The sequence below is a fragment of the Streptomyces sp. NPDC041129 genome (assembly GCF_055592265.1).
Genome location: NZ_JBVIYV010000002.1, coordinates 42,561 through 63,396, shown reverse-complemented (window position 1 = coordinate 63,396; position 20,836 = coordinate 42,561). Strand labels below are relative to the sequence as shown.

Here is a 20,836-nt window from a genome sequence, read left to right as displayed (position 1 = left end):
CCGATGAGCACACCCGTGGTTCTGTCGTCGCAGCTCGCGGTGAACCCGCTCGACGCGCAGTCGCTGCTGGCCGCCTTCGGCGTGCTCGGCGTCGGTGTGGTGATGTTCGCCGAGACGAGCCTGCTGATCGGCTTCTTCCTGCCCGGCGACTCCCTGCTGTTCACGGCGGGCCTGCTGTGCACGGCGGGCCTGCTGTGCACCGGCACCGGGCGGCACGGCGTGCACCTGTCGCTCGGACCGCTGCTGGCCGCTGCGGCGTTCGGCGCGCTGGCCGGCGCCCAGTGCGGTTACCTGATCGGGCGCCGGGCGGGCGGCGCCCTGCTGGCGCGCAGCCGCTCCGCGCGGCTGCGGGAGGGCGCGGAGCGGGCGGAGGAGCTGCTCGGGCGGTACGGGCACGCCAAGGCGATCTTCCTGGCGAGATTCGTGCCGGTGGTGCGGACCGTGCTCAATCCGCTGGCGGGTGCCCTGGGGGTGCCCCTCCGGGTGTTCACCCTGTGGCAGGTGGTCGGCGGCCTGGTGTGGAGCCTCGGCCTGACCCTGGCGGGTTACGCGCTGGGCTCCTCGATCCCGAACGTGGACCGCTATCTGCTCCCGCTGGTCGCGCTGATCGTCGCGGTGTCGCTGGTTCCGCTCGCCGCCGAGCTGTACCGCGGCCGCGGGCGTGCCGAGGAGAAGGAGGCCCGCTGATGGTTCTCGCTTCCGACGGGGCGCCGATCGACGGCTCCGCCTGTCGGGACCCGGGCCGCCGGTTGGCCGCGGCGGCTGCGCTCCGTCCGCTGCGGCCGGCCTCGTGAACCGCGAGGACACCGCCGAACTGGCCGGCAGCGCCGGGCTCGGCGCGTGGGCGGCGTTCACCGTGCTGACCATGGTCGTGGCCGGCCGGGGCGGCTCACCGCTGTGGCTGGACGACGGCTTCCTCACCTGGGCGGTCGGCCACCGCCCCGACGTGGCCGTGGCCGTGGCCCGGGGCGTGACCGACACCGGTACGGGTGTCGTTCCCTACGCCCTCGCGGCCGTGGCCGGCGCCGTGGCGGGACGCACCGCGCGGCAGCGGCTGTGTGCGGCCGCCCTCTGCCTCGCCTGCCTCGGACTGGGGCAGGCGCTGCGGTACGGCGTGATGGAGCTGGTCCACCGGCCCCGCCCTTCGCACGGGGTCTGGGCGACACACGCGAGCGGCTGGGCGTTCCCGTCCGGGCACACCACCACGGCCGCCCTCACCGCCGGGATACTGATCGTCGCGCTGACCCTGCGCGCCCCGCGCGGGGGCACGGCACTGCGGATCGCCGTCGGCTGCTGGGGTCTGGCGGTGGGACTGAGCCGCTGCTTCCTCGGCGTGCACTGGCTCACCGACGTCATGGGCGGCTGGCTGTTCGCCGCCGGCTGGCTGGGGGCGTGCCTGTGCGCGGCCGCCCGCCTGCTGCCCGCCTCCTTCCCCACCCGCCTCACCGACCCGGCCGCGAGGCCGACGGAGGACCATGCGCCCCAGGATCCTGGTGGTCGAGGACGATCACGCCCTGCGTGACGTCCTGCGCCGCGGCCTGTACGAGGAGGACTTCGACCCCGTCCCGGCCGCCGACGGCGCGACCGCCCTGCGGCTGGCCACCACCGGCATCGCGGCGGCCGTCCTGGACGTCGGCCTGCCCGACGCGGACGGACGGGACGTGTGCCAGGCGATGCGGGCCAACGGCTGCCTCGCGCCCGTGATCTTCCTGACCGCCCGGCACGGGCTCACCGATCGCCTGGCGGGTTTCTCCGCCGGGGGCGACGACTACCTGCCCAAGCCCTTCCACCTCGCAGAACTCGCCGCCCGGCTGAGGGCCGTACTCAAACGGGTCCCCGCGCGGGAGGCGGTCTCGGCAGGTGACCTGGTCCTCGACGCGGTCGATCACCTGATGACCGTGCGGAACACCCGAACCGCCCTGTCCCCCACCGAGTTCCGGCTGCTGGCCACGCTCGTCGCCGCGGACGGCACCCCCGTGCACAGGCACCTTGATGATCCAGAAGTAGGCGGTGACCTCGGGCACCTTGTTCCAGCGCGGCCGGTGCCGCTCGGGAGCGGCGGGGCCGCCGGCCCCGGAGAGCGCGGACGTCCCGGACGATTCGTGGGTCATGGCCACCGACCGTGCCACCGAACACCTGAACGCATCCTGACCGCGCACCCGGCACCGCGCGCGACCCACCCCCCGCACGACTCGCTCCACTCGCACACCGCCGGGTCGTAGTACCGCGGTACCACCCGCCGTGCGGGCTTCGGCCCCCGGTACCACCGAATCCGGACATCTCGGTCCTAGCGTTGCGGGGGAGGCGTCGGGCGGGCCGGCCGCCGCAGGCCCCGAACGAGGGAGAACGCGCGTGATCGAGGCACAGCAGCTCACCAAGAGGTACGGGGAGAAGACGGCCGTCGACGGTCTGGGCTTCACCGTGAGACCGGGGACGGTGACCGGCTTCCTCGGGCCCAACGGCGCGGGCAAGTCCACGACGATGCGCATGATCGTCGGGCTCGACGCGCCGACGAGCGGCTCCGTCACGGTGAACGGGCGGCGCTACGCCCGCCACCGGGCACCGCTTCAGGAGGTCGGGGTGCTGCTGGAGGCGAAGTCGGTCCACCCGGGGCGCTCGGCCCGCAGCCACCTCAGGGCCCTCGCGCTCACCCACGGCATTCCGCGCCGCCGGGTCGACGAGGTCGTCGAACTGGCCGGTCTCGGCAGCGTCGCGAAGAAGCGGGCCGGCGCCTTCTCCCTCGGCATGGGACAGCGCCTGGGCATCGCCGCCGCGCTGCTGGGCGACCCGCGGACGGTGATGCTGGACGAGCCCGTCAACGGCCTGGACCCCGAGGGTGTGCGCTGGATCCGGAACCTGCTCACCTCCCTGGCGGCGGAGGGGCGCACGGTCTTCGTCTCCTCGCACCTGATGAGCGAGGTGTCGCTGGTGGCGGACCACCTGATCATCGTCGGACGCGGCCGGCTGCTGGCCGACACCACCGTGCGGGACCTGGTCCGCGAGGCGGGCGGCGACAGCGTGAAGGTCGCGACGGCCGACCCGGCACGGCTGCGGGACGTGCTGGCCGGTCCCGGCGTGGAGATCACCGGCCGCGTCGGGTCCGAGGAACTCCAGGTGACCGGGGTCTCCGCACGCGAGATCGGGCTGAAGGCCGCCGAGCACGGGATCCCCCTGTTCGAGCTGACCTCGAAGGCGGTGTCGCTGGAGGAGGCGTTCATGGAACTGACCCGGGACGCCGTGGAGTACCACGGCACCACGACCGGCACCGAGACCTCCGGGAGCGCGGCATGAGCACCCTCACGGCGACATCGGAGACCTCCGGGACCGCTCCGGCCGCCCAGGACCGGCCCGCCTACCGGGTGACCGGCCGGCGCGTGCTGTCCTCGGAGTGGGCCAAGCTCTGGTCCCTGCGCTCCACCTGGATCACCCTCGGCCTGGGCCTGCTGTTCCTCGTCGCCTTCGGCGCCGTCGCCACGAGCCACTACAAGTCCGGTCTCGGCTCGGGCCGGCCCGTGGAGCGCGACTTCGCCGACGCGACCGCCGTCAGCCTGTCGCTGTTCGGCACGAACTTCGCCCAGTTGGCCCTCGGCGTGCTCGGTGTGCTGGTCACGGCGGGTGAGTACTCCACCGGGATGATCCGCTCGACCATGGCCGCGGTGCCGCGCCGGCTGCCCGTGCTGTGGTCCAAGGCGGCGGTGTACGGACTGGTCGCGCTCGTGGTCGCGACCGTCGGCGCGTTCGTCGCCTTCCTCATCGGCAGCCGGATCCTCTCCGGCACGCCGGTCGCGATGGGCCTCGGCCACGCCGGTGTCGTGCGCAGTCTGCTGGGCGCCGGGCTCTACCTCGGCCTGGTCGGCGTGATCGGCGCCGCCCTGGGCGCGCTGCTGCGGTCGGTGGCGGGCGGCATCTCGGTGCTCGTGGCCGCCCTCATGCTCGTACCCGGGCTGATCTCCCTGCTGCCCAGCTCGTGGCAGGGCGACATCGGCCCCTATCTGCCGAGCCACGCGGGCCAGTCGGTCTTCGCCCTGACCCACGACTCGACCACCCTGTCGCCGGGCGCCGGACTCCTGGTCCTCCTCGGCTGGACGGTCCTGGCGCTGGCCGGAGCGGCGTACCGGCTGTTGCGCAGCGACGTGTGAGCGGCGGCCGGCCGCATCATGGGCCGATGACCTCCGTGACCGCCGAGGACCTCGGCGGGATGGGTCCGCTGGTCGCCCGGCTCGGCCGGGCCGGCCAGCGGCTCCGGCACGCCGACCGGGCCCGTCCGTGGGTGCTGGACGCCGCGGTGGTGGTCGTGGTGTTCTCGCTGTTCTGCCTGCCGGACCTGCTGCACACGATCGGCGGTGGCGACGGACCACGCCGGTTCCGCGTGGCGTTCACCCGGCTGCCCGTGGCGGACATGGCGGCCCTGCAGGCCGGCCTCGTGCTGCCGCTGCTGTGGCGGCGCCGGGCACCCGCCGTCGCCTTCGGCGCCGTCACGGCCGTGTTCGTCCTCCAGTGGTCGCTCGGCGCCGCGCTCCGTGCGGACGTCGCGCTCTTCGTCGCCCTGTACAGCCTGGCCCTGCACGGACGGCTGCGGCAGCTGCCCGGGGCCTGCGCCGTCCTGGCGGGTGCGCTGGGCCTGGTCGCGGCGCGGGTCTCTGCGGCGGTGCCGGTCTCGGACGCGCTCTTCTTCCTGCTCAGCACGGCCACCGCGGCCCTCGCGCTCGGGCTGATGATCCGTATCCGGCGGGCCCAGCTGGCCGGGCTGCGGGACCGCGCGGCCCGGCTGGAGACCGAACGCGACCAGCGCGGCAGACTGGCCGTGGCGGCCGAACGGGCGCGTGTGGCCCGCGAGATGCACGACATCGTCGGCCACAACCTGTCCGTCATCATCACGCTCGCCGACGCGGGCGCCTACGCCACCGCCGTCTCCCCGGAGCGGGGGGAGGAGGCCCTGCGCCTCATCGGTGACACCGGCCGTCAGGCCCTGAGCGAGCTGCGCCGGGTGCTCGGCGTGCTGCGCGAGGGGGACGGCCCGCGCGCCGGGCCCGAGCTGAGCCCGCAGCCGGGTCTCGCGGACATCGACGCGCTGTGCGAGGGGGTGCGCGCCGCGGGCCTGGAGGTCGTCTACCGTACGGCCGGTGACGTCGACGCCCTGGACAGCGGAGTGCAGCTCACGGTCTACCGCATCGTGCAGGAGGCCCTGACGAACACCCTGAAGCACGCCGGGGCCGGTGCCCGCGCGAACCTGGCGATCGTCGTGGAGGACGCGCGGCTGACGATCGCCGTCCAGGACTCCGGCCCGCCCGCTCCGGCCGGTCGTCCCGGCACGGCGAACGAGGAGGGACACGGACTGGTGGGCATGCGGGAACGAGCGGCTCTCTACGGCGGACACGTCAGCGCGGGTCCGCTGGGCCCGGGCTGGACGGTGCGCGCCGCCCTCGACCTCGCTCCCCGGGGCGGTGCCGCCGGGTGACCACCGTGCTCGTCGTGGACGACCAGCCGCTCCAGCGGTACGGCTTCCGGATGCTGCTGGACTCCGTGCCCGGGACCGAGGTGGTCGGCGAGGCCGCGCACGGGACCGAGGCCGTGCGCAAGGCCGCCGAACTGCGCCCCGACGTCGTCCTGATGGACGTACGCATGCCGGGCATGGACGGCATCGAGGCCACGCGCCGTATCGTCGCCACGGGCGGCCGTTCCCGGGTTCTCGTCCTGACCACCTTCGATCTCGACGAGTACGTCCACGCCGCCCTGCGCGCCGGGGCCAGCGGCTTCCTGCTCAAGGACGCCCGCCCCGAGGAACTCCTCGCGGGCATCCGCGCCGTGGCCGTCGGCGACGCGGTGATCGCGCCCGCGCTCACCCGCCGCCTGCTCCACGAGTTCACCCGTCTCATGCCGGCCGGCGGCGACGGCCCCGACGGGGATCCGCGCCTGGGCGCCCTCACCGACCGCGAGCGGGAGATCCTCGTCGCCATCGGCAAGGGCTGGACCAACAGCGAGATCGCCGCGCGTTTCGTGCTGTCCGAGTCCACGGTGAAGACGCATGTCGGCCGCGTCCTGTCCAAGATCGGCGCCCGGGACCGCGTCCAGGCGGTGATCTTCGCCTACGACCACGGCCTGGCCCGGCCCCATGCCGGCTGAGCCGCCGGAGGCCGCGTGGAGACGTCCGCCGTACCTCGGGTTCGGGCCGGCTCAGGGAGCGGGGCCGGAGGGCCTTGCGCTCTCACCCGTCCGGGGTACGCGCCGTCGCGCCCGCGTGTGTCCGCGACCGGCGGCGGGTGAGTGTGCGCACCGTGGGACCTACGGAACCGGGATCACAGTGAGGACAGATGATCGTATCGGTGGTGTCGGTGCCCGGAGGGGCCACCACGCGTACGGGCCTGGCGGAGGCACGGGAGCTCCTGGCCGGCTCCTCCTTCCTGCTGGTCGACATCCAGCTCGCGGACGAGCCTGCGGCCGATGAGGGCGAGGTCGTCGGCGGGCTCGGCCTGGAGTCCGAGTGCCCGCCCTGGTTCGGCAGGGCGGACGAGCCGGTGCGGGCCCAGTTCCTCGGCGACCGGGCCGGCTTCGTCGTTCCCGTCGTCCAGGGCCGCCGGGTCGTCCACATCCATGTCATGGCCACGGAGCGGCACCTGGTCACCCTCCACCGGGGACCGGCCCGGACCCTGGAGAACCTCGTCGCCCGGCTCGGCGAGGAGAACCCGCCCGACACCGTGGCCGTGCTGTTCCTGCTGCTGCAGGAGGCCCTGGACACGTTCCGCCGGGCCGCGGTGGCGGACCTGCTGGTGGTGGAGGACCTCGAGGACGCGATGTTCGACCGGAGGCGCCCCGACCAGGTCTACCGCCTGGCACGGCTGCGGCGGCGGGCCGCGCTCCTGCACCACTTCCTGCTGCCCTATCTCCAGGCGACGGACGAGGTGATCATGCGCAGGATGCTCAGCCGCGACTTCTCCGAGGAGCGCCAGCACCTCGCCCGGGAGTTCCAGCACACCGGGCGGCTGGTGCTCGGCGACATCCAGTCCCTGCAGGAGGCCACCCGGCGCGCCTTCGCCAGCTACTCCTCGCTGGTGTCGGGCGAGCAGAACGGGGTGATCAACCGGCTCGCCATCGTGTCCACGATCTTCCTGCCGCTGACGTTCCTGACCGGCTACTTCGGTATGAACTTCACCTACCTCACGGACGAGATGGAGAGCCGGGCCGTGTTCTGGCTGCTCGCCGTGGCACTGCAGGTGGCGGTCCTGGGCGGCGCCCTGTACGTGCTGCACCGCACCCACATCTGGCGCAGGCTGCGCGACGACGAGGTGCTGCCGGACCGGTGAGCGCGGTGTCCCGGGTACGCCCGGGCGCGGGCCGGGGTCACTCGGGGGCGAAGGAGAAGCTGCGCCACGGTCCGGTGGACCTGACCACCACGTCCGAGCCCTGCATGTTCAGGTAGATGCTCTCCTTGCCCTTCGGCGTCGTGCAGTCGGGCGTCTTGTACAGCAGGATGCTGTTCTGCGTGAAGTTGTCCACGCGGGTGACGTCCGCCCTGAAGCGGTGACACCCCCCGATCGACGGGTTCGTGAAGGACTGCACCTCTCTGAGGCCGTTGTGCCCGGTGATGGTGCCGGCCGCCTGGTCCTGGCATGCGGCGAGCCCCACTCCGGACAACGCGACGCAGGCGAGCGCGGCCAGCGGACGTGAAACACGCATCGGTCCTCCTGTGTGTACGGAGAGCGTGTACGGAGAGCCGGCTGGAAGGTGGTTCCGCCCCACCACTATCCGCCAGAGCGGGCGCACCCGCCTGGCGAGTGCGGCGGTCGTGTGCGCGGGCCGCTGTTCGGGGTGCGCGCACGCGGCACTTCCTCCGGTGCCGGGCGATAGTGGGGGTACGGGCAGTTCCGCGCCGCGTCCCAGAGGAGGCTCCGTTGGCCGGACCGGACGGGGGTTCGCTGGTGGTGGTCGTGATGGGCGTGTCCGCGTCCGGGAAGTCCACCGTCGGAGCGCGGCTCGCGCAGCGGCTCGGCGTGCCGTTCCTGGAGGGCGACGACCTCCACCCCGCCGCGAACCGCGCCAAGATGGCGTCGGGGCACCCCCTCGACGACGCCGACCGGCGGCCCTGGCTGGCGGCGCTCACGGAGTGGATCCGCGTCACCGCGTCGAGCGGGCACGGGGGCGTCGCCTCCTGTTCCGCTCTCAAGCGGGCGTACCGCGACCAGTTCCGGCGTACCGGAGCGGACGTGTGGTTCGTGTACCTGGCGCTCGACCGTGAGGTGGCCGCGCGGCGCATCGCGCGACGCAAGGGGCACTTCATGCCTCCGGAGCTGCTCGACAGCCAGTACGCCACCCTCGATCCGCTGCACTCCGACGAGCCGGGCGTCACCATCGACGCGTCCGGCGGCACGGCCCAGGTCGTGCGGGCCGCGCTGCGTTCCGTGTGCGGGCCGGACCGCTAGCGGGCGCCTTCCAGGAGGGTCGGATGGACCTGATCCACTTCCGCATGGTGATGCCGCCGTCGCTCACCCCGCCGGTCGTCGGCCTGCTCGCCTCGCACGAGCGCGTCCTCAACGTCGTGGTGGTGCGGGCGGCGCGGGTTCCGGAGGGTGACGCGGTCGAGTGCGACGTGGTGAAGGGCGCCGCCAACGGGGTGCTGGAGGACCTGCGCGGGCTGGGCGTCGACCACGCGGGGTCGATCGCCGTCGACGACGTCGACATGATGTTCTCGCGGCACGCCGACCGGCTGGAGGCCGAGCAGCCGGGCGCGCTCGTCCAGGCGCCCCTGTGGGCGTCGGTCGAGGCGCACATCCGGGCGGGCGGGACCTATCCCCCCTCCTTCTACCTGTTCCTGGTCGTCGCCGGGATCATCGGCTCGGTCGGCATCATGACGAACTCGCAGATCCTGATCGTGGCGGCCATGGTGGTCGGCCCCGAGTACAACGCGATCACCAGCATCGCCCTCGGACTCGACCGCCGTAACCGCCACCGGGTCCGGGACGGAACACGGGCCCTGACGGCCGGGTTCCTGCTGGCCATCGTCGTCACGCTGGGATTCGCCGCGCTGGCGCGGGCCTTCGGCATGCAGTCCACGGCCTTCGAGCTCGGGCTGCGGCCCGTCTCCCACCTCATCGACACACCGGACTTCTTCTCCGTCGCCGTGGCCGTGCTCGCGGGAATCGTGGGCATCGTCTCGCTCGCCGAGGCACGCGGCAGCGCCCTGCTCGGTGTGTTCATCTCCGTGACCACGATCCCCGCCGCCTCGGACATGGCCGTCTCGCTGGCCTTCGCCGACTGGGGGCAGGCCCGGGGCTCGCTGCTGCAGTTGCTGCTCAACGTGGTCGTCCTGGTGGTCGTCGGCGTCCTCACCCTGCGCCTGCAGCGCCGTCTGTGGCGCCGCGCGGCCCGCCGGGCCGCCGCCGACCGGAGCGCGGGTGGGGGCGGTCCGTCCTAGGCTGATCACAGGAGGGCCGTTCGGGTGAATCGCTTGCCGGAAGGGGTACCCCGATGGACGACTATCCCCTGATCGAGAACCACGGCCTGCTCGGCGACCTGCAGACGGCGGCCCTGGTGACCACGGACGGAACGGTCGACTGGCTCTGCCTCCCCCGGTTCGACTCGCCCAGCGTCTTCGGCGCCCTGCTCGACAAGGACAAGGGCGGCCACTGCACGGTGCGGCCGACGCACACGATGTACGCGACCAAGCAGCTCTACCTCCCCGACACGGCGATCTTGGTGACCCGGTTCATGACCGAGGCCGGAGCGGGCGAGGTCCTGGACTTCATGCCGGTGACCGGGAAGGCGGCCACGGACTGCCACCGGCTGGTCCGCCTGGTGCGCTGTGTGCGCGGCACCATGACGTTCGAGGTCGAGATCGCTCCGCGGTTCAACTACGGCCGGACGGCCCACCGGCTGCACATCACCGAGCACGGCGCCCTGTTCGAGGCTGAGGACGGCGCGGTACTCACCGTGCACCCCATCCGCGAGCCGGAGGACGAGCGGCTGGTGGACGTCCTCACGGACCGGGGTAACGACCTGCACTTCACGCTGACCCTGGAAGCCGGCCAGCAGCGCGGTCTGGTGCTGGAGTCGGCCGCCGACGGACCACCGCGCCAGATCCGCCTCGCGCAGTACCAGGAACTGTTCGACGAGACCATCAGGTACTGGCGCTCCTGGCTGAGCCAGTCGCAGTACTCCGGGCGCTGGCGGGAGACGGTGGAGCGCTCGGCCATCACCCTGAAGCTCATGACGTACGCCCCGACCGGTGCCCTGGTGGCCGCCCCGACGGCGGCGCTCCCCGAGCAACTGGGCGGCGAACGCAACTGGGACTACCGCTTCACCTGGATCCGGGACGCCTCCTTCTCCGTGTACGCCCTGCTGGGGCTGGGGTTCACCGAGGAGGCGAAGGCGTTCCTCAACTGGCTGAACGACCGGGTACGGGAACGGGCCGGCAGCGACGGGGACTCGGGCCCACTCAACATCATGTACCGGGTCGACGGGTCCTCCGACCTGAAGGAGGAGTTGCTCGAGCACTGGGAGGGGTACGCCCGCTCCGCCCCGGTGCGGATCGGCAACGGCGCCGCCACCCAGCTCCAGCTGGACATCTACGGCGAGGCACTGGACAGCATCTACTTCGCGCACCGGCACGGGATCAGGCTGGGGCACCAGGGCTGGCTCTCGCTGCTCACCAACCTCGAATGGCTGGTCGACCACTGGGACCAGGCGGGAGAGGGCCTGTGGGAGACCCGCGGCGGCCGCCAGAACTTCACCTACGGCCGTGTCATGTCGTGGGTGGCGTTCGACCGCGCGCTGCGGCTCGCCGAGTCGCACGGCCGGCCGGGCGCGACCGCACGCTGGAGCAGCGAACGCGACGCGATCTACGAGCAGGTCATGAGCAGGGGTTGGAACGGGGAACGCGGGGCCTTCGTGCAGCACTACGGAAGCGACGTGCTCGACTCCTCGCTGCTGCGCATGTCGACGGTCGGGTTCATCATCCCCGAGGATCCGATGTGGACGTCGGCGCTCGACGCGATGGAGCGGGAACTGGTCAGCGACAGCCTGGTCTACCGCTACAACCCCGAGGCGTCGCCGGACGGCCTGCGCGGTTCGGAGGGCACCTTCTCGCTGTGCACCTTCACGTACGTCGACGCGCTGGCGCGGGCCGGACGCACCAACCGGGCCCGGCTGGTGTTCGAGAAGATGATGGGGTACGCCAACCATCTGGGCCTGTACTCGGAGGAGATCGATCCGACGGGCCGTCAACTGGGCAACTTCCCGCAGGCGTTCACCCATCTTGCCCTGATCGACGCGGCGCTGACCCTGAACGACGCCCTGACGTCCCGGTAGCCGGGCGCGGGTTCAGCCCGTCGGTGGCGCAGGGCCGAGGAGCACGAGGGTGTCGTCCGGTGCCGCGCCGGCGAGCGGCACGGCTTCGGTGACGGGCTCCAGCCCGCCGCCCCGCCGTACGACGAACAGGGCGTCGTACCCGGGCGGGCGGGGCGCGGACGCCGGCTGGACGTGGAAGCGGGCGCCCCGCCCGTGACGGTCGGCGACGGCGTGCCGGACCAGCCGTCCGCCGAAGAGCGTGTGACCGGCCGTGTAGGGGGCGACCACACCCTCACCGCCGGGCGGCGGCCCGACCCGGTAGACCGGGCCCTCGACGCTGTCCCCCATCACGATCGAGGCGAGCGCGTTGAAGTCGTCGTCGGCCGTGAGCAGGAAGACCGAGGTGACGCCCTCCAGCCGGGTCCGCGGGTCGGTGACCCTGGCCATCAGCTCCCCGGTGACCAGTTCGAGCCCCGCCGCCTCGATCCGCTCACGCTCGTGCGAGCCGCCCGCCCACATCAGCACGTCGGCACCCGCGGCGCGCAGCGTCCGGGCGAGATCGACCACCCATGGATCGCCGCCCACCAGCAGCGGGCGCGCCCGCGCCGGCCGGCTGACACCGAGCCTGCGGGCGACGGGTTTCGCGGTGAGCGCGTAGACCAGGACGGTTCCCACGATCACCAGGAAGGTGACGGGGAGGATCTTGCCCGCGCCGCGCAGTCCCGCGGCGGTGAGCGAGGCGGAGAAGGTGGTGGCGGTGGACGCGGCCACGATGCCGCGCGGTGCCATCCAGCCGGTGAAGGCGCGTTCGCCCGCGGCGAGCCCCGTCCGGACGGTGGACAACACGGCCGCCAGCGGCCTGACCACGAGCATGAGCAGGGCGACGAGCGCGAGCGTGGGCAGCAGCACCGGGACGACGGACTCCGGCGTCACGGTGGCCGAGATGGAGATGAACAGCAGGCCGATGATCAGCTGTACGAGGGTCTCGAAGAACGGCCGGCGTGCCGGCATGTCGAGGCCTCGCAGGTTCGCGACGGTCAGCCCGGTGACGATCGCGGCGATGAGACCGGTGTCGTCGTAGGCCATGTCACAGCCCGCGGCCACTGCGACGACGGTGGCGAGCTGGGCCAGCGTGCCCAGCGTCTCGCCCAGCCTGAGCCGCCGGAGGGTGAACCAGAGCAGTGCGGCGCCGACCGCCCCGCCCACGAGTCCGAGGGTGATGCCGGCGAAGAACGCGCCGAAGCGGAAGTGCCCGCTGCGCAGTCCGCCGGAGACGATGGAGTGGAAGACGACCGCGCCGAGGATGCCGCCGACGGGGTCGATCAGCGAGCCTTCCCACATCAGGACGCGGCGCACCCCGTCCGACGGCCGGACGTGCTCCAGCAGGGGCCCGACGACGGTCGGCCCGGACACCACGAGGATGACCCCGATCATGCTGGCCACGGCCACCGGCACCCCGAACAGGGCCGGTGCCGTGCCGATGACGGTCCCCCAGGTGAGCACCACGCCGAGCACCATCAGCCGGACGACCACGGCACGGGTCGCGCCCTTGAGATGGCGCAGGTCGAGGCCCAGCCCGGCGTCGTACAGGATGATCGCCACCGACAGGGAGACGAGCGGGGAGAACGCCGGGCCCAGGAGCAGGTCGGGGTGGACGTCGTCGGTCAGGGCCCCGGCGGTGAACCCGGCGGGCAGCAGCAGGATCAGGGCCGGGATCCGCAGCCGGCTCGCGAGGATCTGGCACCCGACCGCCAGGGCCACGGTCAGCCCGAGGCCCAGCAGGATGTCGTCCTCGCTCACCCGGCCCCCGCCCCCGGCCGCGGGCCGGCCACCGGGTCAGCCCTCGTCACCGGTGCCGGCACTCCGCAGGTCCGCGTCGGTGAGACTCTCCAGCTCGCCGTGCGTGTCCAGCCAGTACAGCAGGGCGACCGCGGGGATCACGAGCACCAGGGCGACGAGGGTGACGAGGCCCAGCCAGCGCAGTGTGGTGTGCGCGCCCGCGCCCTCGGCGACGGTCAGCGAGGTCGGCACGAGATAGGGGCGTTGGGCCATGCCCCAGGCGAGGATGGCCGAGGCGACCGTGCCGACCGCCGTCACCCGGGACCAGGCCCCGGACGGGCGCGTCAGCAGCCAACCGGTGGCCGCGGTGCCCGCTGCCGCGACGACGACGAAGAACAGGCCGACGCCGTGCGTGAGCCCGTGCCACACGTGCGGGGCGTCCCCGTGGGTGACGATCAGGGTGATCACGGCGAGCACGGCGAGGGCGGCCAGGGCACCCAGTGCCCGGCGCCGGAAGTAGCCGTCCAGGTCCGGCGCGGCGAAGCGCCGGGCGTCCGCGGCGAGGAAGACGGCGCCGAGCGACGCCGTGGCCGCGATGGCGAGCAGCCCGAACAGCAGCGAGGTGGGATTGGCCCAGGCGTGCGTCGACGCGGTCGTCGTCGAGGTCACCCGGCCCGAGGCGACTCCCCCGGCGGCGGCGCCCAGGAAGAACGGCGTCAGGAGCGAGGCGACCGCGAACATGGCCCCGTACAGGCGCCGCCCGGCCAGCCTGCGGACCGGCTTGCGCAGGGCGAAACCGGCGCCGCGCAGCACGGTGCCCACGGCGGCCAGCGCAAGCGGCAGCCACATCGTGACGAACACCTGCTGGAAGAAGACGGGGAACCCCGTCCACATGATGACCAGTACGAAGATCAGCCAGACGTTGTTGACCTCCCAGACGGGAGCCATCGCGTGGTCGATCAGCCAGCGCGGGCGCTTGCCGCGTTCGGCCCCGCCCGCCGTCAGGTCCCAGAAACCGGCGCCGTAGTCGGTGCCGCCGCCGCAGGCGTAGGCCGCCACGGCGAGCAGCAGGACGACGGCGATGACCCCGGCGATCACAGGAACCTCCCGGCGGAACGCGGCCCGTACGGTGTGTCGGTCTCCGGTGTCTCCGGCGGCGGCCCGCCCGTGGCGTCCGCCTTCCGCCAGCGGGTGCGCATCTTCAGCAGGACCACGAGGAACGATCCGAAGACGACGACGTACACCACGATCACCAGGCCGAACATGAGCCACAGGCCGCCGGCGCGGGTCGATGTCACCGCCTCGGCGACGCGCATGTTCTGGTACACGATCCACGGCTGGCGGCCCACCTCGGTGGTGATCCAGCCGCACTCGACGGCGGCCACGGAGGCCACGCCGGCGCACGCGGCGACGCGGTAGAACCACGGGGAGGCCGGCAGCCGGCGGCGGCGCAGCCACACGAGGGCGTACCAGAGGGCGAGCAGGATCAGCAGCGAGCCGATGAAGACCATGGTGTCGAAGGCGAAGTGGGCGATGGTGGCCTGGGCGGCCGTCGGCCGGTCACCGGCCGGCACCGAGGTGAGACCGGTGACCTTCGTGTCCGGCCGGAAGCCGGCGAGGATCGAGTCGAGCTGGGGGATCCGGATGCCCCCGGAGATGCTGCCGTTGGGGTGCAGCCGGCCGTAGAGGTACTCCGGCTGGTGCGTGTCGGTCTTCCAGACGATCTCCATGGCGGCGAACTTCACCGGCTGCTTGTGGAAGACCTGCCGGGCGATGGAGTCGCCGAGCACGAACTGCACCGGGGTGAAGACCGCGGCGAGCGTGAAGGGGACGGTGAAGCCGAGGCGGTGGTAGCGGTCCCGGCGGCCGCGGAGCCATCCGGTCGCGTAGACACCGGCCACGACGTAACCGGCCGTCACGAACATCGCGACGACGAAGTGCCAGTACTGCGGGCCGAACATGGGCGTGAAGATCGCCTTCCAGATGTTCACGTCCACGGGGTTGCCGGCGGAGTCGAGGGTGAAGCCGCGGGGGGTGTTCATCCAGGAGTTCGCGGCCAGGATGCCGAAGGCGCCGAGCAGGGCGGCGAAGGGCAGCGGCAGTCCGAGCAGGAAGTGGGTACGGGTGGGCAGCCTGCGCCAGCCGTACAGGTAGACGGCGATGAGCACGGCCTCCAGGAAGAAGGCCCAGGCCTCCACGCCGAACCCGATGCCGAAGACGTCGCCCCACCGGCCGAGCATGCCTGGCCAGAGCAGCCCGAACTCGAAGGACAGCACGGTGCCGGTGACGACGCCGATGGCGAACTGGACCGCCATGACGGCCGACCAGCGCCGGGCCAGCAGCAGCGCGGTCGCGTCGTTCCGGCGCAGCCCGTAGCCGTGCATGATGAGCGTGATCAGCGGGAGCGCGACGCCCAGCGGCACCAGGATGATGTGGGAGGCCAGGGTGAAGGCCATCATCGAGCGGGCCGGGAGGGTCTGCGGGGGCACGTCCGCCAGTGACAGGACCGTGTGCATGTGCGCCTTTCCGGGGGCCTACGCGGGTGAGGCGGGTCAGCCGCCGGTGGCGAAGCCCGGGAACAGGGTCATGCCGCCGTCGACGTACAGCGTGGTCCCGACGACGTAGTCCATGAGGTCGGAGGCGAGGCCCACGACGGCGTTGGCGATGTCCTCGGGGTCGCCGACCCGGTCGTAGGGGATCAGCCGCAGGAGGTCCTTTTGTGCCTCGGGGGTCTCCCAGGCGCCGCGGTTGATGGGGGTCTTGATTGCTCCGGGGGCGACCGCGTTCACCCGGATCTTCTTCGGGGCGAGTTCCTGCGCGAGGGTCGCCATCATCATCTGCACGCCGCCCTTGGAGGACGCGTAGTTGACGTGCCCGGACCACGGGATGAGCTGGTGCACCGAGCTCATGCAGATGATCTTCCCGGCCGCCCGGGACACGTCCGGGACCACGCCGCGGCGCAGGAACTCCCTGGTCGCCTCGCGGGCGCAGAGGAACTGCCCGGTGAGGTTGACGTCGAGGACCTTCTGCCACTGGGCGAGGGTCATGTCGGTGAGGGCGGCGTCCCGTTGCAGTCCCGCGTTGGCGACCAGGATGTCGATCGTGCCGAACTCCTGGACCATCCGGTCCATCATGGCGACGACCTGGTCCTCCTTGGAGACGTCCGCCTCGTACGCGGCGGCCTTGACCCCGAGGGCGGTGATCTCCTCGACCACCTGTTCGGCCTCCTCGCGGCCGGCCACGTAGTTCACCACGACCTCGGCCCCGGCCCGGCCCAGGGCGACGGCCGTCGCCCTGCCGATTCCGGAGTTCGCGCCGGTGACCAGTGCCTTCTGGCCCTTCAGCAGATGTGCGGGGATCACGCCCCGCGGTGCGCCCTCGGTGGAACTCACGATGCCCTGCTCCTTGCCCTGCGTGCCCGGCCCGGCCGGGCCGTGGGCCCGGAGGTTCCCCCTCAGCCAAGCACCGGTGCGCACGACCGGCACGGCCGGGCGGACCTCGTTGCGCTGCGCGGCTGAGGATCTTCGCCCGGTCGGATGCCTGCCACCACCGGCCGCTGGATCAGCCCAGCCGCTCCAGCAGGTGGTCGCCCACCCGGAGGGCGTTCGCCATGGCCGTCAGGGACGGGTTGACCGCGCCGATGCTCGGGAAGAAGCTCGTGTCGACGACGTACAGGTTGTCCAGGTCGTGGGCCTTGCAGTGGAGGTCCAGCGCCGAGGACGCCGGGTCGGTGCCGAAGCGCACCGTGCCGGCCTGGTGGGCGGTGGCCCCGATCGGCATGCCCTTGTGCAGGTAGATGCTGCGGGACAGCAGTTGGTGCTCGTGCATGCCCAGCCGGCCCAGCATGTGCTGCAGCTTGTGCCGCAGGTGCTTCAGGCCGGCGACGTTGTTGGACTCGTCGAGCGTGAGCCGGATCCGGCCGTCGCTCTCCAGGGTGACCCGGTTGTCCGGCTGCGGCAGGTCCTCGCCGCACAGCCAGAAGTCGACGGCGTGATGGGCCAGCACCTCGAAGGGCATGTCCGGCGACACCGCTCCGGCCCAGCGCGGGGCCTGGCCGTGGATCTGCTCGGCGTCGGACTTGCCGAGCATCTGGATCCCGCCCAGCGGGAACTCGAAGTCGTCCGCGCCCAGGTACCAGTCGTGCAGCGCGAGGGTCTTCTGGAACTGGGTGTCGTTGGGCTCCTTGGAGATGGCCATCAGCGCCAGGTTGTTGTGGCGCATGTAGTACCGGCCGACCACGTCCGAGCTGTTCGCCAGGCCGCGCGGGTGCCGGTCGTTGGCCGAGGCGAGAAGCAGGGCAGCGGAGTTGACGGCCCCGCAGGCCACGACCACCACGTCGGCCGAGAACCGGGCCTCCTCGTCGCCGGGCAGCCGGGCGACGACGGTGGTGACGCTGCGCCCGGTGGGGTCCGTCTCCAGCCTGGTCACCCGGGCGTTGGTCACCATCTCGACGTTGGGGTGGGCGAGAGCCGGCTCCACGCAGATCACCTGGGCGTCGGACTTGCCGCGCACCAGACAGGGGAAGCCGTCCACGCGGTTGCAGCGGATGCAGGCGCTGGCGTGCGTGGCGCGGCCGTGCTCGTCCTGGGTGAGGTCGACCCCGATCGGCAGGTGGAAGGGGTGCAGTCCCTGCTTCTCCAGGTCCTGGCTCAACTGCTCGATGCGCGGCTCGTGTTCGACCGGAGGGTGGGCGTACTGGGCGCTGCTCGGCCCTTCGAAGGGGTCCTCGCCATGCCGTCCGTGCACCAGGTAGAGGTGCTCGGCCTGGGTGTAGTACGGCTCCAGATCGTCGTAACCGATGGGCCAGGCGGGCGAGATGCCGTCGTGGTGGCGCAGTTCGCCGAAGTCCTCGGTACGCAGCCGGAACAGGGCGGCGCCGTAGAACTTGGTGTTGCCGCCGACGTAGTAGTTGACCTCGGGCGGGAACTCCTCGCCGTGCCGGTCGAGCCAGAACTCCGGGGCCCGGTACTTGGCCTTGACGAACACGGCCGTGGAGTCCCAGTTGTCACGCTCGCGCCGGAGGTAGTCACCGCGTTCGAGGATGAGTACGCGTTTGCCGGAGGGAGCGAGCCGGTGGGCGAGCGTGCCGCCGCCGGCACCGGTGCCGATGACGATGACGTCGTAGGAGTTGTGGACGTCCACGGCAACCACCGTCCTTGCTGTTCGGTCCGCGGCCGTTGCGGACTTGCCCCCTTCGAACGTACGCGCCACGCGGTGACGCGGCACCCGGAGCGGACCCGCGCCGGGCGGCCGGTCACAGCACGGCGATCGGGTTCACCGGTGAGCCGGTCGCCGCGGGCAGCCGGAGCGGGGCGACCACGCACAGGAAGTGCCGGCGGCCCGTCTCCTCGCACGCCGTGGCCAGTTCCTCCAGGTCGAGATAGTCGAGCAGATGCAGTCCCATGGCGTTGACGGCGAGGACGTGCACGGGGAACGGGACTCCGGTCACGGCGCTGGGCGCCGCGTCGTTGTTGCCGTCCGAACCCAGGACGGACACCTGCCGCTCGGCCAGGAAGCCCATGGCCTCCGGGTGCAGGCCCGCCCTGGCCCGGGTCACGTCCCAGGCGCCGAGACGGCGGCGGCGCAGCCGGTGGCCCACCCGGACCAGCAGCAGGTCGCCCGGCCCGACCCCCGCGCCCTGGGCGGTCTCGGCCGCGGCGAGGTCATCGGCCGTCACCTGCTCGCCCGGTTCGAGCCACGGCACGCCGCGCAGGCGCGGGATGTCCAGCAGGACGCCGCGGCCGACCAGGCCGTCGCGCACCAGGTCGAGGGTGAGCGCTCCGGCGCCGTCCGGGGTCACGGTGCTCGCCGGGACACCGCCGTACAGCTCTCCGTCGAAGATCACGTGGCACAGCGCGTCGAGGTGGCTGTCGACGTCACCGTGCACGTTCATGGCGAACCGGTCGCGGGCGAAGTGCAGCCCGGGCCCGTCCCGCTCCTGCCGGGCCGGTGCGGTCATCCGGTGGGTCGCGGGCTCCGGGCTGTCCGGGCCGGTCGCGGTCTCGACGGGCGCGGCCAGCGACACGGTGCGCCCGGACCGCACCCCGGCGGCGGCCGCCACCACCCGCTCGGGGGTGAGCCGGTCGAGGGCGCCCTGCCCCTGCCCCGCCGCCTCCCTGGCCTGCTCCCGCAGCCGCCGGTACAGGTCCCGGAAGGCCGCTTCGGTCAGGGTGCCCGGTGTCGCCGGGGGCGCGGGGCCGGGCCGCTCGTACGAGGTCATCGCGCACTCCTTCGCCGCGGCCCGGCATCGCGCTCGGCGTCGTCGTCCCAGGTGGCGGCGGGCCGGGCGTCCGGTGGACCGGCGGGCCTGCCCACCGGCGGCACGGGGCGGCCGGCCGGCAGCAGCTCGGCCGTCACGAAGCCGACCACGGCGGCCAGGATCACCACGGGGATCATGGCGGCGCTGCCGAGTATCAGCACGACCAGTACCACGCTGCTGACCGGCAGCCGCAGCGCGGCCGCCGACGCGGCCGCCATGCCCGCCGCCATCCCGGGTACGACGCCGAGGCCGGGCAGCGGGGCGAGCAGCACACCCGCCGCGGCACCGAGGAACAGCGAGGGGAAGACGGGTCCGCCGCGCAGGCTGCCGAGACACAGCGCGTAGGCCAGGCCCTTGCACAGCAGTACGGCGACCAGGGCTCCCACGCCCCAGGCGTGCGGGTCGGCGGCCAGCCGGGCCAGGGTGGCCTCGCCGGAGGAGGCGACGTCGGCCGGGGACCGGTCGACGGCCAGCGCGTACACCGCGGCACACGCTCCGGCGGCGAGGGCGCACAGTGCGGTGTGGACGACCGGCCGGCCCGCGACGAAGACCGCGGCCCGGCGCCCGGCGGACAGCGTCAGGTGGACGGCGAACGCGACGGCGACGGCCATCACCACCGACCAGAGCACGTCCCCGGCGTCGAGCCGGGGGAAGGGGGCGCCCACCCTCACCGAGAGGGTGCCGGTGGCGAAGCCGGTCCAGCGGCCGAAGCCGGTGAACACCAGCGCCCCGATCCCGCTGGACAGCAGCGCCGGCAGCATGACCGCGAAGAGCTGCGGGCCGCCCACCCCGGCCACCTCGATCAGGATGACGGCGGCGATCAGCGGGTTGCCGAAGATCGCGGACAGGGCGGCGGCGGCGCCGGCCGCGCCGAGGAGTGCCGTGCTCTGCGGTGCCTTCGGGGTCCGGGCGAGGTTCCTGAACCACAGCGCCAGGCCGCCGCCGAGCGCGATCAGCGGGGCCTCGGGGCCGAGGGTGGCGCCGAGCGGCAGGCTCGCCAGCGCGGCGAGGATCACCCCGGGCAGGGCGGCCGGGGCCATCCCCGCCGTGTGCAGGCCTCCGGCGGGGACGTGTCCGCCGGCGCCCGGCAGCCGCGTGACGACGAGGCCCACGGCGAGACCGGCGATCGTCAGCAGCGGCAGGGGCCACCACCACGGGGGGACGCTCCAGCCGAACTCGGCGGGCAGTGCGGCCCACAGCAGGTGTTCGAGTTCGTGGAGCCCGGCGAGGAAGAAGAAGGCGGCCAGCGAGACGGGGACGCCGATGACCGCAGACAGCACGAGCGCTCTCTGGTAGGGGCGGGAGCGCAGCAACTCGCGCAGTCGGTCGGCCTCTTCCGGCTGGGTGCCGGCGGCGGGTGCGGTGGACGGATCCGGCGGCGTCACGACACCGTTCCTCCCGTGTCGGCCGGGGATGTCGCGCTCACGGGCCCGTGCCCGGCAGCGCCCCCCTCCTCCAGCCATTGCAGCACCCGCCCGCCGGCCCCGCACTCCCGGAGGCGCCGTGGATCGAGGCCCC

19 protein-coding genes are annotated in these 20,836 nt (G+C 72.9%); 11 read left to right on the top strand and 8 right to left on the bottom strand.

All coding sequences use genetic code 11. From position 1 onward, the window contains the following. The first annotated feature begins 3 nt into the window (after window positions 1–3). The 8 genes from ACZ6B1_RS08410 to ACZ6B1_RS08375 all read left to right on the top strand — a co-directional run bounded on the left by ACZ6B1_RS08410 (window position 4) and on the right by ACZ6B1_RS08375 (window position 7,301). The gene (locus tag ACZ6B1_RS08410) at window positions 4–687 is read left to right on the top strand and encodes a DedA family protein (protein ID WP_468776195.1); all 684 of its coding nucleotides are present in this window, start codon (window positions 4–6) and stop codon (window positions 685–687) included. Window positions 688–790: 103 nt separating this feature from the next. After that, on the top strand, window positions 791–1,522 hold the full coding sequence (locus ACZ6B1_RS08405; RefSeq protein ID WP_468776193.1) for a phosphatase PAP2 family protein: 732 nt from the start codon (window positions 791–793) through the stop codon (window positions 1,520–1,522). Continuing rightward, the gene (locus ACZ6B1_RS08400) at window positions 1,476–2,222 is read left to right on the top strand and encodes a response regulator transcription factor (protein ID WP_468776191.1); all 747 of its coding nucleotides are present in this window, start codon (window positions 1,476–1,478) and stop codon (window positions 2,220–2,222) included. The genes ACZ6B1_RS08405 and ACZ6B1_RS08400 overlap by 47 nt, the downstream gene beginning before the upstream one ends. A gap of 130 nt (window positions 2,223–2,352) precedes the next feature. After that, the gene (locus tag ACZ6B1_RS08395; RefSeq protein ID WP_468776190.1) at window positions 2,353–3,291 is read left to right on the top strand and encodes an ABC transporter ATP-binding protein; all 939 of its coding nucleotides are present in this window, start codon (window positions 2,353–2,355) and stop codon (window positions 3,289–3,291) included. Further along, window positions 3,288–4,139 (top strand): ABC transporter permease, encoded by an 852-nt coding sequence (locus tag ACZ6B1_RS08390; protein ID WP_468776189.1) that lies wholly within the window; start codon window positions 3,288–3,290, stop codon window positions 4,137–4,139. The genes ACZ6B1_RS08395 and ACZ6B1_RS08390 overlap by 4 nt, the downstream gene beginning before the upstream one ends. A 26-nt stretch (window positions 4,140–4,165) precedes the next feature. Further along, a complete protein-coding gene (locus tag ACZ6B1_RS08385) occupies window positions 4,166–5,458 on the top strand; it encodes a sensor histidine kinase (protein ID WP_468776187.1) in 1,293 nt (430 codons plus the stop codon). Beyond that, window positions 5,455–6,123: a response regulator gene (locus ACZ6B1_RS08380; RefSeq protein ID WP_468776185.1), complete on the top strand. Its 669-nt coding sequence runs from the start codon at window positions 5,455–5,457 to the stop codon at window positions 6,121–6,123. The genes ACZ6B1_RS08385 and ACZ6B1_RS08380 overlap by 4 nt, the downstream gene beginning before the upstream one ends. A gap of 188 nt (window positions 6,124–6,311) precedes the next feature. Next, entirely contained in the window at window positions 6,312–7,301 is a 990-nt protein-coding gene (locus tag ACZ6B1_RS08375; protein ID WP_468776183.1) for a CorA family divalent cation transporter, read from the top strand. Window positions 7,302–7,338: 37 nt separating this feature from the next. Here the strand turns inward: ACZ6B1_RS08375 and ACZ6B1_RS08370 are convergent, their stop codons facing one another. Next, window positions 7,339–7,674: a hypothetical protein gene (locus ACZ6B1_RS08370; protein ID WP_468776182.1), complete on the bottom strand. Its 336-nt coding sequence runs from the start codon at window positions 7,672–7,674 to the stop codon at window positions 7,339–7,341. Between the two features lie 254 nt (window positions 7,675–7,928). Between ACZ6B1_RS08370 and ACZ6B1_RS08365 the strand changes: the two genes are divergently transcribed. Genes ACZ6B1_RS08365 through ACZ6B1_RS08355 form a run of 3 tightly spaced genes read left to right on the top strand, consistent with a single transcriptional unit; the run spans window position 7,929 to window position 11,301 of the window. Further along, window positions 7,929–8,417 (top strand): gluconokinase, encoded by a 489-nt coding sequence (locus ACZ6B1_RS08365; RefSeq protein WP_468777441.1) that lies wholly within the window; start codon window positions 7,929–7,931, stop codon window positions 8,415–8,417. Between the two features lie 23 nt (window positions 8,418–8,440). Continuing rightward, window positions 8,441–9,409, top strand: a complete 969-nt coding sequence (locus tag ACZ6B1_RS08360) for a DUF389 domain-containing protein (protein WP_468776180.1) — start codon at window positions 8,441–8,443, stop codon at window positions 9,407–9,409. Between the two features lie 53 nt (window positions 9,410–9,462). Continuing rightward, a complete protein-coding gene (locus ACZ6B1_RS08355; RefSeq protein ID WP_468776178.1) occupies window positions 9,463–11,301 on the top strand; it encodes a glycoside hydrolase family 15 protein in 1,839 nt (612 codons plus the stop codon). A gap of 12 nt (window positions 11,302–11,313) precedes the next feature. Here ACZ6B1_RS08355 and ACZ6B1_RS08350 read toward each other — a convergent pair whose 3' ends face one another. From ACZ6B1_RS08350 to ACZ6B1_RS08320, 7 genes are all read right to left on the bottom strand, one after another. Beyond that, entirely contained in the window at window positions 11,314–13,080 is a 1,767-nt protein-coding gene (locus ACZ6B1_RS08350; protein ID WP_468776177.1) for a cation:proton antiporter, read from the bottom strand. A 36-nt stretch (window positions 13,081–13,116) separates the two neighbouring features. Further along, entirely contained in the window at window positions 13,117–14,157 is a 1,041-nt protein-coding gene (locus ACZ6B1_RS08345) for a cytochrome d ubiquinol oxidase subunit II (protein ID WP_468776175.1), read from the bottom strand. Next, window positions 14,154–15,575 carry a cytochrome ubiquinol oxidase subunit I gene (locus ACZ6B1_RS08340; protein ID WP_468776173.1) on the bottom strand — a complete coding sequence of 474 codons (1,422 nt, stop codon included), beginning with the start codon at window positions 15,573–15,575 and terminating at the stop codon, window positions 14,154–14,156. Before ACZ6B1_RS08340 ends, ACZ6B1_RS08345 begins: the two co-directional genes overlap by 4 nt. Window positions 15,576–15,611: 36 nt before the next feature. After that, entirely contained in the window at window positions 15,612–16,451 is an 840-nt protein-coding gene (locus ACZ6B1_RS08335; RefSeq protein WP_468776171.1) for an SDR family oxidoreductase, read from the bottom strand. A gap of 169 nt (window positions 16,452–16,620) precedes the next feature. After that, a complete protein-coding gene (locus ACZ6B1_RS08330) occupies window positions 16,621–18,201 on the bottom strand; it encodes a GMC oxidoreductase (protein ID WP_468776169.1) in 1,581 nt (526 codons plus the stop codon). Window positions 18,202–18,313: 112 nt separating this feature from the next. Next, window positions 18,314–19,279, bottom strand: coding sequence for a cyclase family protein (locus ACZ6B1_RS08325; RefSeq protein ID WP_468776168.1), 966 nt, complete (start codon window positions 19,277–19,279; stop codon window positions 18,314–18,316). Next, a complete protein-coding gene (locus tag ACZ6B1_RS08320; protein ID WP_468776166.1) occupies window positions 19,276–20,703 on the bottom strand; it encodes a chloride channel protein in 1,428 nt (475 codons plus the stop codon). The genes ACZ6B1_RS08325 and ACZ6B1_RS08320 overlap by 4 nt, the downstream gene beginning before the upstream one ends. Window positions 20,704–20,836 lie beyond the last annotated feature (133 nt).

What these genes read in the sequence shown, in the direction of transcription:
- ACZ6B1_RS08410 (WP_468776195.1), top strand. Translation starts at nt 4, where the DNA reads ATGAGCACACCCGTGGTTCTGTCGTCGCAGCTCGCGGTGAACCCGCTC.
- ACZ6B1_RS08400 (WP_468776191.1), top strand. Translation starts at nt 1,476, where the DNA reads ATGCGCCCCAGGATCCTGGTGGTCGAGGACGATCACGCCCTGCGTGAC.
- ACZ6B1_RS08390 (WP_468776189.1), top strand. Translation starts at nt 3,288, where the DNA reads ATGAGCACCCTCACGGCGACATCGGAGACCTCCGGGACCGCTCCGGCC.
- ACZ6B1_RS08385 (WP_468776187.1), top strand. Translation starts at nt 4,166, where the DNA reads ATGACCTCCGTGACCGCCGAGGACCTCGGCGGGATGGGTCCGCTGGTC.
- ACZ6B1_RS08375 (WP_468776183.1), top strand. Translation starts at nt 6,312, where the DNA reads ATGATCGTATCGGTGGTGTCGGTGCCCGGAGGGGCCACCACGCGTACG.
- ACZ6B1_RS08370 (WP_468776182.1), bottom strand. Translation starts at nt 7,674, where the DNA reads ATGCGTGTTTCACGTCCGCTGGCCGCGCTCGCCTGCGTCGCGTTGTCC.
- ACZ6B1_RS08365 (WP_468777441.1), top strand. Translation starts at nt 7,929, where the DNA reads ATGGGCGTGTCCGCGTCCGGGAAGTCCACCGTCGGAGCGCGGCTCGCG.
- ACZ6B1_RS08360 (WP_468776180.1), top strand. Translation starts at nt 8,441, where the DNA reads ATGGACCTGATCCACTTCCGCATGGTGATGCCGCCGTCGCTCACCCCG.
- ACZ6B1_RS08355 (WP_468776178.1), top strand. Translation starts at nt 9,463, where the DNA reads ATGGACGACTATCCCCTGATCGAGAACCACGGCCTGCTCGGCGACCTG.
- ACZ6B1_RS08340 (WP_468776173.1), bottom strand. Translation starts at nt 15,575, where the DNA reads ATGCACACGGTCCTGTCACTGGCGGACGTGCCCCCGCAGACCCTCCCG.
- ACZ6B1_RS08325 (WP_468776168.1), bottom strand. Translation starts at nt 19,279, where the DNA reads ATGACCTCGTACGAGCGGCCCGGCCCCGCGCCCCCGGCGACACCGGGC.